Source organism: Salinibacterium sp. (assembly GCF_031364185.1).
In the GTDB taxonomy this organism is placed as follows: domain Bacteria; phylum Actinomycetota; class Actinomycetes; order Actinomycetales; family Microbacteriaceae; genus Rhodoglobus.
Window position 1 is genome coordinate 1 of sequence record NZ_JANLVV010000128.1, and the last position, 9,224, is coordinate 9,224.

At 63.0% G+C, this 9,224-nt stretch carries 11 protein-coding genes and 1 pseudogene; 8 read left to right on the forward strand and 4 right to left on the reverse strand.

Annotated elements, in window-relative coordinates; all coding sequences use genetic code 11:
* The 3 genes from RMN95_RS05805 to RMN95_RS05815 form a co-directional block, all read left to right on the forward strand.
* Positions 1-1,006: Ig-like domain-containing protein (locus tag RMN95_RS05805; protein ID WP_309616001.1), on the forward strand; the 1,006-nt coding region annotated here is incomplete at its 5' end.
* 92 nt (positions 1,007-1,098) lie between these two features.
* Positions 1,099-1,413, forward strand: coding sequence for a thioredoxin family protein (locus tag RMN95_RS05810; protein ID WP_309616002.1), 315 nt, complete (start codon positions 1,099-1,101; stop codon positions 1,411-1,413).
* Positions 1,410-2,108: a spermidine synthase gene (locus tag RMN95_RS05815; protein ID WP_309616003.1), complete on the forward strand. Its 699-nt coding sequence runs from the start codon at positions 1,410-1,412 to the stop codon at positions 2,106-2,108. The genes RMN95_RS05810 and RMN95_RS05815 overlap by 4 nt, the downstream gene beginning before the upstream one ends.
* Before the next feature lie 17 nt (positions 2,109-2,125).
* Here the strand turns inward: RMN95_RS05815 and RMN95_RS05820 are convergent, their stop codons facing one another.
* On the reverse strand, positions 2,126-2,584 hold the full coding sequence (locus tag RMN95_RS05820; protein ID WP_309616004.1) for a MarR family transcriptional regulator: 459 nt from the start codon (positions 2,582-2,584) through the stop codon (positions 2,126-2,128).
* 205 nt (positions 2,585-2,789) lie between these two features.
* Between RMN95_RS05820 and RMN95_RS05825 the strand changes: the two genes are divergently transcribed.
* The 5 genes from RMN95_RS05825 (at position 2,790) to RMN95_RS05845 (ending at position 6,574) form a co-directional block, all read left to right on the forward strand.
* A complete protein-coding gene (locus RMN95_RS05825) occupies positions 2,790-3,605 on the forward strand; it encodes a bacteriorhodopsin (RefSeq protein WP_309616005.1) in 816 nt (271 codons plus the stop codon).
* Positions 3,606-3,883: 278 nt separating this feature from the next.
* Positions 3,884-4,840: a diacylglycerol kinase family protein gene (locus RMN95_RS05830; RefSeq protein WP_309616006.1), complete on the forward strand. Its 957-nt coding sequence runs from the start codon at positions 3,884-3,886 to the stop codon at positions 4,838-4,840.
* 35 nt (positions 4,841-4,875) lie between these two features.
* Positions 4,876-5,766 (forward strand): EamA family transporter, encoded by an 891-nt coding sequence (locus RMN95_RS05835; RefSeq protein WP_309616007.1) that lies wholly within the window; start codon positions 4,876-4,878, stop codon positions 5,764-5,766.
* A gap of 2 nt (positions 5,767-5,768) precedes the next feature.
* Positions 5,769-6,149, forward strand: coding sequence for a hypothetical protein (locus RMN95_RS05840; RefSeq protein ID WP_309616011.1), 381 nt, complete (start codon positions 5,769-5,771; stop codon positions 6,147-6,149).
* Positions 6,146-6,574, forward strand: coding sequence for a hypothetical protein (locus RMN95_RS05845; RefSeq protein ID WP_309616008.1), 429 nt, complete (start codon positions 6,146-6,148; stop codon positions 6,572-6,574). Before RMN95_RS05840 ends, RMN95_RS05845 begins: the two co-directional genes overlap by 4 nt.
* Before the next feature lie 27 nt (positions 6,575-6,601).
* Here RMN95_RS05845 and RMN95_RS05850 read toward each other — a convergent pair whose 3' ends face one another.
* The 3 genes and pseudogenes from RMN95_RS05850 to RMN95_RS05860 all read right to left on the reverse strand — a co-directional run.
* The gene (locus tag RMN95_RS05850) at positions 6,602-7,183 is read right to left on the reverse strand and encodes a hypothetical protein (RefSeq protein ID WP_309616009.1); all 582 of its coding nucleotides are present in this window, start codon (positions 7,181-7,183) and stop codon (positions 6,602-6,604) included.
* A 57-nt stretch (positions 7,184-7,240) separates the two neighbouring features.
* Positions 7,241-8,017, reverse strand: a complete 777-nt coding sequence (locus tag RMN95_RS05855; protein WP_309616010.1) for a DNA-formamidopyrimidine glycosylase family protein — start codon at positions 8,015-8,017, stop codon at positions 7,241-7,243.
* A pseudogene (locus tag RMN95_RS05860) lies at positions 8,010-9,224 on the reverse strand (ATP-dependent helicase); the annotation flags it as partial. The gene RMN95_RS05855 and the pseudogene RMN95_RS05860, both read right to left, overlap by 8 nt.

Below are 9,224 nucleotides of genomic sequence, written 5' to 3' on the forward strand. Positions count from 1 at the left end.
GAACGCGTTCGAGGTGCCCGCGATGCTGGCTCCCGGAAGCCTGCACAACATGCTCACGGTATTCCTCGATCCGTCGAAGGCCAAGGGTGGAATCTCGAACGTCGTCAACGGCACGGGGGGTGCCTCGATTATCGGCAATGCCAGCATCCCCATCACCGTGAGGGACTATCCTGCCATTCCCGACACGGTCGCCCCGTCGGTCACCATCACCGATAACACCACCGCCTCTGCGACTGGTGACGTCACCTTCACCTTCACCTTTAGCGAAGATGTCGGCATCAGCTTCATCGCCACGGACGTTGTTGTAACGGGTGGTACCGGAGGCGCATTCATTCGAGTGGATGCCACACACGCCACGCTCGTCGTTGCCCCACCGGTCAACTCCACCGGTGTGATCGATGTCAGCGTCGCAGCGGGCGCGTTTAGCGACAAGGCTGGTAATGCCAACACCGCACCAGCCGCTGCCCGGCAGATTTACGACACGGTTGCTGCACCGCCACCACCAGCTCCGGGAGACCTATTCACCTTCGACGAGGTAGTACCACCGACTCTGACCGGCTTCGGGGGTGCGGAACCGACCATCGTGGTCGACCCCACCAACGTCGCCAATAGGGTGGTGAAGATTGTCAAGGGCGTTGGAGCCGCGGTGTGGTCGGGCACCACTATCTCAACTCTTCCGAACGCGGCGGTCCACAGGATCGCTTTCACTGGCAGCTCGACGTCATTGACGGCCCGGGTATGGTCTCCGGACGCGGGAATTGCAGTGCGGCTAAAGGTCGAGAATGCGGCAGACGGCGGTCAATCGGCGGAGACTGACGTCATCACGTCCGTGAGCGGCGGCTGGGAAACGCTGACGTTTAATCTAGCCAACCAGGCAGTAGGAACACCCTCCCTCAACCCCGCGCTGACCTACAACAAGGTGTCGATCTTCTTCGACTTCGGCACCGGCGGCACCGGCAAGACCTATTATCTGGACGATCTGAATCTCGCCCCGACCGGGATCTGACCTCCGACACATCGGCTCGCAGACGGTAGGTCGGAGCTCAACCTCCGGGACTCGAGGTTTTGGACCGAATTTGCTAGCAGAGAATGAGACGCATGAACATCACGCTGCTTCATATCGACGATTGCCCGAGCTGGGTCGAAGCTGAGAGCCGGCTCAGCACGGCACTGGCTGGTGCCGATATGCCCGGTACCCCGGTGAAAGTCGTGACGGTGATGAATGCGGCGCATGCAGTGGCACTGAACTTCGCGGGTTCGCCCACCATCCTCATCGACGGGGTCGACCTCTTCCCGGACGGGGCCCGCGCGAGCGATCTTGCCTGCCGCATCTACCGCACGCCGAACGGCCTTGCCGGGTTGCCGACCGTCGAACAGATAGTGGATGCGCTCGCGCGGCGGCACCGTCCATGAGCGCCCGGTATGAGGAGTTGGACTGGCAGTCGACCGCCCTGGGGGATCTCGTGCTTCGCCGACGCAAGGATGCCTCCCTGGGCGTGGAGATTTTCGAGGTGAAGCTTGGCGACGAATTTCTGATGTCGAGCCTGTTCACTGTGGCCGAGGAGCAGTTGGCCGATCTCGGTTTGGCCGTCACGACGGGCGAAGAACTCACGGTACTGGTGGGTGGGCTTGGCCTGGGATATACGGCCATCGCCGCACTTCGCGATGATCGCGTGGCCGAGATGACGGTGATCGATGCGATGCCGGCGGTCATCGATTGGCATGAGCGTGGGCTGCTACCTGTCTCCGAAGCCCTCTCGGGCGATGCCCGCACGAGATTTGTGCTGGGTGACTTCTTTGCTCTGGTGCGGAGAGAGCCCGGGCCAGCTGAGTCTCGTTACGACGCAATATTGCTCGATGTGGATCACTCGCCGCGCCACCAGCTGGATTCCAGCCACGCAGATTTGTACACCGTTGCAGGGCTGCAATCGCTCACCCGGCACCTCACGGACGGCGGGGTATTCGCGCTGTGGTCGGATGACCCGCCGGATCCGGAGTTTTTGGCGATGATGGCCGTCGTGTTTTCCGAGGCCCGGGCACACGTTGTTGACTTCGACAATCCGTTGACCGGCGGCACTTCGTCAAACACGGTGTACGTCGCTCGTTGATTCAGGCAAGCCGCGTCTCAGGCCTGCCCGGACCGCTCTCGCACCTCGGTTGCTACCGATTCGAGCGCGGCAGTGAAGTCGGCGAGTTGGCGCGCATTGAGACTGCTCGTGGAGGCCGATAACATGGCCGTAAATTCGCGATGGATGCTCTCCATCACCTCGTTGCCCTTCGGCGATAACTCGAGGTAGAGGCTGCGGCGGTCATCGGGGTGATCGACCCGGTCGACCAGTCCCATATCGACAAGCCGACGGGAGATGGCGGTAATCGCACCGGTGGTCATACCGAGGTGCGCGGCGAGATCTTTCGGAGTGACACTCACCACCCGCGCGACCCGGAACAGTGCACGCAGTTCGGTGCCGTTCACCCCGGCTTCTCGTGCTATCCGGAGCCGATTGCCGTCGAGGGCATTGACGAACGCGCTCGCGGACGCGGCAAATCCCGTAAGAATGTGCGACGTACGCTCCTGAATTGCCACTGCACCTCCGTTCCACGGCCAACCGACCGAGGGAAGCAGCGGCCACTTCAACCGTCCCTCAAGAGTTCTTAGTGTAACGAAGAATTCAGAACAATCTCAGTATGTAGTTGAATCACTATGTCAGTTAACAAGTAAGCTATGTTGCGCCACCGAGAAGTTCACCGCGGCGCACACCAACACCACTACCAGTCCAATGGAGGACATCGTGATTCCTGACAGTCTGACTCAAGGTCAGTACGACACCGTATATAACTTCCTTTCACTCGTCATCGCGTCACAGCTCTTCACGGCGCTGTTCCTTCTCATCGCACTGCCACGGATCCTCCCTCGGTATCGCCAGGCCGTCACGGTCGCGATAGTCGTGTGTGGCATCGCGGCTTACCACTACTTCAGGATCTTTGACTCGTTCAAAGACGCGTTCGTCACCGACGCCATCGGTGGAGCAGGTGACTACTCGCAAGCGGCTGGCTCCAGCTTCAACGAGGGCTACCGATACGTCGACTGGCTACTCACGGTTCCCCTCCTCCTCGTCGAACTCGTCGCGGTCCTGGCCCTGGCCCGCGCGGTGCAGTCCAGCCTGCTCAAGAAGCTCGTACCTGCTGCTGCCCTCATGATCATCCTCGGATACCCGGGGGAGATCAGTGGTGACGACGGGCTACGGGGCCTCTTTGGCCTGCTGTCGACCATCCCGTTCCTGTTTATTCTCTACGTACTCTTCGTGCAGCTGACCAAATCGCTGGACAACCAGCCGGCGGGAGTTCGAAAGACCCTCAGCCAGCTGCGGTTCCTGCTGCTGCTCAGCTGGGGCGTGTACCCGATCGCGTACCTGCTTCCCCTGCTGAACATCGCCGGTTCGGACGCCTGGGTCATCAAGCAGGTCGGGTATTCCGTCGCGGACATTCTGGCGAAGTGCGTCTACGCGATCATCATCTTCCAGGTCGCACGCATTAAATCACTCGCCGACGATCCCGCTTTTGCCGTAATCGAAAGTGCACACGACGAGAAGTCAGCGCGGGTCTAAGCAAACCATCGGCGTTCCGGAGATTTCATCTCTCCGGTCGTAGATCTGAAAGACCCCGTCATGGTGTGGCGGGGTCTTTTGGCTGCCGCCGGGCAGCTGGATGGGCTCCCCGGACCAGCACGAGCCACGGGTGGTGTCAAGGCCCGGGGCGGATTACGGCTGCGCCGCACACCGACAATATGATCGGGCCATGTTATCGAGCTCGTTCACGCCGTCCATAGGCTCCGACCTGCTCGCCGTAGCTCAACCGGGCAGCTCACACTATGGAGCGTGATCAAATGGTCAAGAACACCGCCGCATTCATTTACAACCCGATCAAGGTCGACCTTGACGCGCTCAAGGCTGCTGTCGCGGCGGAGCCTTCCGCCGCAGGATGGAAGGTGCTGTGGCTTCCGACCTCTAAGGAAGATGCGGGACAGGGGCCAGCAAAGCAGGCCATCGACACGGGGGCCGACCTCATCATCACGGCAGGCGGCGACGGGACGGTGCGCGCGGTCGCCGAAGTGGTGCGAGGAACCGGCACCACGATGGCCCTGCTGCCCTCCGGCACCGGTAATCTGCTCGCCCGCAACCTCTCACTGACGCTGGATGACACGGCCGACTCCCTGGCAACGGCGTTTGGTGGCACCACCCGCGATATCGACGTGGCCGGCATCGAAATCCGGCGCGCGGACCGCTCCACGGATAGCCACGTGTTCCTCGTGATGGCAGGAACCGGACTCGACGCGAAAATCATGTCGAACACGGACTCCGAGTTGAAGAAGCGGGTGGGCTGGCTCGCCTATGCGCATGCCCTATTCGTGGTGCTTCGAGATAAGAACACGCTACGACTCAACTACAAGGTTGATGCCGACCGCACCAGGTCGGCGCGAGTGCAGGCGATTATCATCGGAAACTGCGGATCACTTCCGGCGAACATCCTGTTGCTCCCTGACGCCGTGGTGGATGACGGGCTGCTCGACGTCATCGTCGTCAAGCCGGAGTCGTTTCACGGGTGGCTCGAGGTGATGGTGAAAATTTTCTGGGAAAACGGAATTGTTGGCCGCCTCAGGTGGGGCAGACGCGCCAGGGGCTTGAAGACGGACTCGGTCGACTTCCGCCAGGCCAAGACCCTCGTCATCAAGCTCAATAGGGCCGAGGAGGTGCAGCTCGATGGGGATCCGTTCGGAGAGATGGTCGCGTGTCGAATCACCGTCGATCCCGGCGCGCTCACTATCAAGGTGCCCCAGGGCTGAACGTTAGCGCCCCTCCGATCGCGTACGGTCGAGACATGAGCGCAGCAGCATCCACTCGAGAAGGCAGCCCTGCCCTCGGTGCAACCGGGCTGGTCATCGCTGGTTTGATATGCCAGGAGGTCGGGGCCGCGTTCGCGGTGACGCTGTTTCCGGCCGTCGGCGCCGTGGGGATGGTGAGCCTGCGCCTGGCGTTCTCGGCCGCGATCCTGATGCTGGTGTTTCGGCCCCGATTGCGTGGTCGATCACGCGCCGACTGGATGACCGTGGTCGCGTTCGGGCTGTCGCTGGCCGGAATGAATGTGCTGTTCTACGAAGCTCTTGCGAGGCTTCCCCTGGGCGTGACGGTCACGATCGAGGTGCTCGGTCCACTGATCCTGTCGGTGGTGGTGAGCCGACGGGCATCCAGTTGGTTGTGGGCCGTGTTGGCGTTCGCCGGTGTTGCGCTCCTCGGGCGCGGAGGGTTCGACTCGCTCGACCCGGTCGGCGTGCTGTTCGCGGCGGGTGCCGGGGGGCTGTGGGTCGCATACATCCTGCTGTCCGCGCGCACCGGTACGCGGTTTGAGCGACTCGATGGCCTCGCGCTGGCCATGACGCTGGGGGCACTCGTGGTGGTGCCGTTCGGCGCTGCGACGGCCGGAGCGGCGATCATCCACCCGCAGATTTTGCTATTAGGACTTGCCGTGGCGGTGCTGTCGTCAACCATTCCCTATGGGTTGGAGCTGCTCGCGCTGAGGCGGCTGCCCGCCGCGACGTTCTCCATCCTGCTCAGCCTCGCGCCAGTGCTCGCGGCGCTCGCCGGCCTCCTGATCCTCGGTCAGCAGCTGGGAGCGATTGACCTCGTCGCCATGCTGCTCGTGGTGGCCGCCAGCATGGGAGCCGTACACGCGGCCAACCGCCGAACCACAACCCCCGAGGTGACACCATGACCATGATCACCCGTCGAGAGGTGGCCCTGCGCCTCGACATTCCGCTGGAAATGGCCAGGCGCCACGACATTCCCTCCCGCATGTCGGAGCAGCAGCTCGAGGCGCTTCGAGCGGACCCGCCGGTGTGGCTTGCGCAGTCCTGGGCCAATCGCACGGGCAAAAAAGTGGTTTGGGTGCAGCTGACCTGCGAGGTCTGCGGTTTCACAGAGGCGGCGCGACCCAAGAAATGGTGGCCGGCGTTTACGTGGATCAGTTGTGCGGATCATCACCCCGAAGACCTTCCGACTGCGGCAGCGGGCATGGTGCGACACGAAGTGGACGGCGTGGGGAGCAGGTTCGTCGGGATCGTCGATGAAGTGTCCGGTGATACCGTGAAGGAATGAGCGACGAAGCCCGGTTCGACCCACGCTTCGACCCCGCGTTCCAACCCGGTTTTGAGGGCCTGCTCGAATCGCAGGCACCGGTTCAACCTGCGATGGCACAGAATCTGACGGTGCCTCCCGCCGTACGGTCACCTCCAGTGACGCTCGATGCTGCGATTGCGCGTGATCTCGTCGAGGAGACTCCCGCAGGGATCAACCCTTTCATCGTGGTGCTGGGTGTCGTCGCCCTAGTGCTGCTCGGGGGAGGCCTGTTCCTGGCATCCAGGCTGCAAGAGATGTTCGCTGTCTCGCAAGGCGGCTCGACGTTCGACTACGTCACAGCACAGTTGGTGATCTACTCGGCCCCGCTCATGATGACGCTCGGGGCCGCCACCGCAATCGGCGTGCTGTTCCTCTACGCCGTGCGTCGGGGTCGAGGCTCGTAACAACCTCTCGAGGTGCCCGGGGGGCCGTCATTTCTCCTTCGGATCGAGAGGCTTTCCGTTAAGAAGAATTCCGGGCGATGACTGGTTGGCGACGGGCGATGTGGCATCCACTTCCACAGGCGCACGGCTCATGATTGGGCGACCACCTCTCCGAAGCGCACCGGCGTTGCCGCGCAGAACGCTCACCAGGGTCCCAATGCCGATGCCGAGCCCAAACACGATCGGAATCACGTTCTCGAGCGTGTTGTTGCTGAACTGATTGCGGACGGTGGTTTGGAATGCCGAACCGACAATCCCGCCGTCGCCTCCCACCGCGGAGAAGGTATTGTAAAACCCGGCCACCAGTCCCACGAGGGTGCCCACCACCATCGCGACGAGGGTGATCCCCGCAAACGGTGCCCGTGCCCCCGCCGAGAGTGGCCCGCTGGCCCCTCTGACGTACAGCCCGCTCATGACCAGCGGAATGGCAATCGCCACGAAACTCGTAATGGGACCAATAACGAGCCCAACGATGGCGAAGATCGTCAACGAGACGGGGATCCCGAGAAGGGCAAACGCGAGGCCCCGGCGGACATTGGGTTCCGGCTCACCTGGTAGGGGGTTGGTCACAAAATCTCCTTCGTCGTCTATCGCAACCATACCGATTGACCGCCCATTGCGTTGCCTCTAGGACTGGCACCGGGGGCACCAATAGGTGTTCCTCAGTTGCAGGGCATTCTCCCCCAGCTCTCCCCTCAGAATCTTTGTTCCGCAGCGCAGGCAGGGCTTGCCCGCGCGCCCATACACCCAGTCGGTGGTACCACGCAAAGTTCCGGTAGTGGTGCGCTCAGCGCGATCCTTGTTTGCTTCGATCAGGCGCTTACCGAGAGTGACCATTCTTGGCAGGTCATTCACCTCCCCAACTGGCCTGGTGGGCAAAACCCCCCGAAGAAAACACAGCTCGCAGCGATAGACGTTGCCGAAGCCGGCGAGGTTTCGCTGGTCGAGCAGGGCAAGACCAATCTCGCGATCGGGGTCGCTACTGAGGTTGTCTATGGCCGTCGCTGCATCCCAGTCCGGGCCGAGAAGGTCGGGCCCCAGGTGGCCGACTACATCATCCTCTTCGGCGCGATCGACGACCTCGAATAGCCCAAGCTCGAAGCCGACAGCAACATACTGATCGTTTTCGAGGATGGCGCGCGCCTGCCATGCGGGCCGTCGCCATCGTGCCTCGTGCGAGTAGAGGTGCCATGAACCCTCCATCTTGAGGTGACTGTGAAGCGTATATTCCCCCACGCGCATGAGCAGGTGCTTGCCCCGGCTCACAACCTCGTCAACGGTGTGACCCGTGAGGTCGATTGTCGCGAATTTCGGAACCCGGATGTCGCAACGCGTCAACACGCTGCCATCGAGCGCCGCGGCCAGGTTCTTCGCCGAGCGGTAGACCGTGTCGCCCTCAGGCACGCAGCCTCAACCCCTGGGGTGTGGGCACGAAGCCGGCATCGACAAGCAAACCACCCAGCGGAGTGCCGATGGAGAAATCGCCGTTGATGCGCTCAATGCGCAGCTTTCCCAACCGCGTTCGCACGGTGGCCGACAGCGACATCGTGGCGGCGCGCAGTGCATTCTCGCTCGACGTGAACGTCAGCACGGTCTTTCCGCCGCGCTCGACGTAGAGCGCAAGTGAACCGTCCACGAGCACGACCATCGCTCCCGCTTTGCGACCAGGCCGATGCCCACGCTTCTCCACGGCCTCTGTTGCGGTGCCGGGCTCGTTGGCTGGTCCTGGCCAGCCGAGGGCCGCGCCGTACGGGTTCGCCGGATCCGTCGCCGCCAGGGTGAGGGCCTCGAGCTTCGGTACGGACTCCGGTTCGACGGTGAAGTTGCGCAGCCGGTCGACGGTGGCGCCCGTCGCAAACTGCGCGGCACCCAGCCCATCCACGAAGTATCCACGCCGCGCGCGACCAGACTCTTCGAAGCCGCTCAGCACCTTATATGCCAGAGCGAAACCCCCGCGGATGCCTTCGCTTACCACCGCGCCGCGAGTCACAACACCGTGCCGCTCCAACAGGGACTCGGCCATCGCCTTCGCCCGCACGGTCGTGTCGCCCTCGGCCAGGGGCAGCAGCGACCAGCGACCAGCGCCGGTGGGCGGCCCCGAGCTCATCACCCTTGTCGAACTCGACCGACCCCGCATGGATCGGGTACGCCGGGGAGCGGCAGGCCCCCCGAGGTGCGACCGCAGCGGCGAGAAGGTGTCGTTGGTCACCAGGCCCGCCCAGACCAGCTCCCACAGGGCTGCATTCAGGGACTTGTCGTCGGTGCTGCCGACGGCCTGCCCCAGCTGGCGGAAAAAGTAGGCGCCTCCGCCCGCGAGCGCCTCCAGAATGGAGCGCTGCAGCGGCGTTGTCTCGTCACCGCTCGGCTCGGCCAGGGTCAGCCTCGCGGTATCGGCCAGGTGCAGGCTCACCCAGCCATCGCTGCCCGGGAGCACGCCATTACCAGACCAGATGACCTCACCGGAGACCGTCAACTCATCCAGCCACGCCTGCGAGTAGTTCGGCAGCCGGGCGGGGAATATCAGCGACTCCCACGCGGATGCCGGCAGCGAGACCCCAGCGAGTTGCTCTATCACCTGTGCGAGACCATCAACGCCGCGCAGCGAACCGCC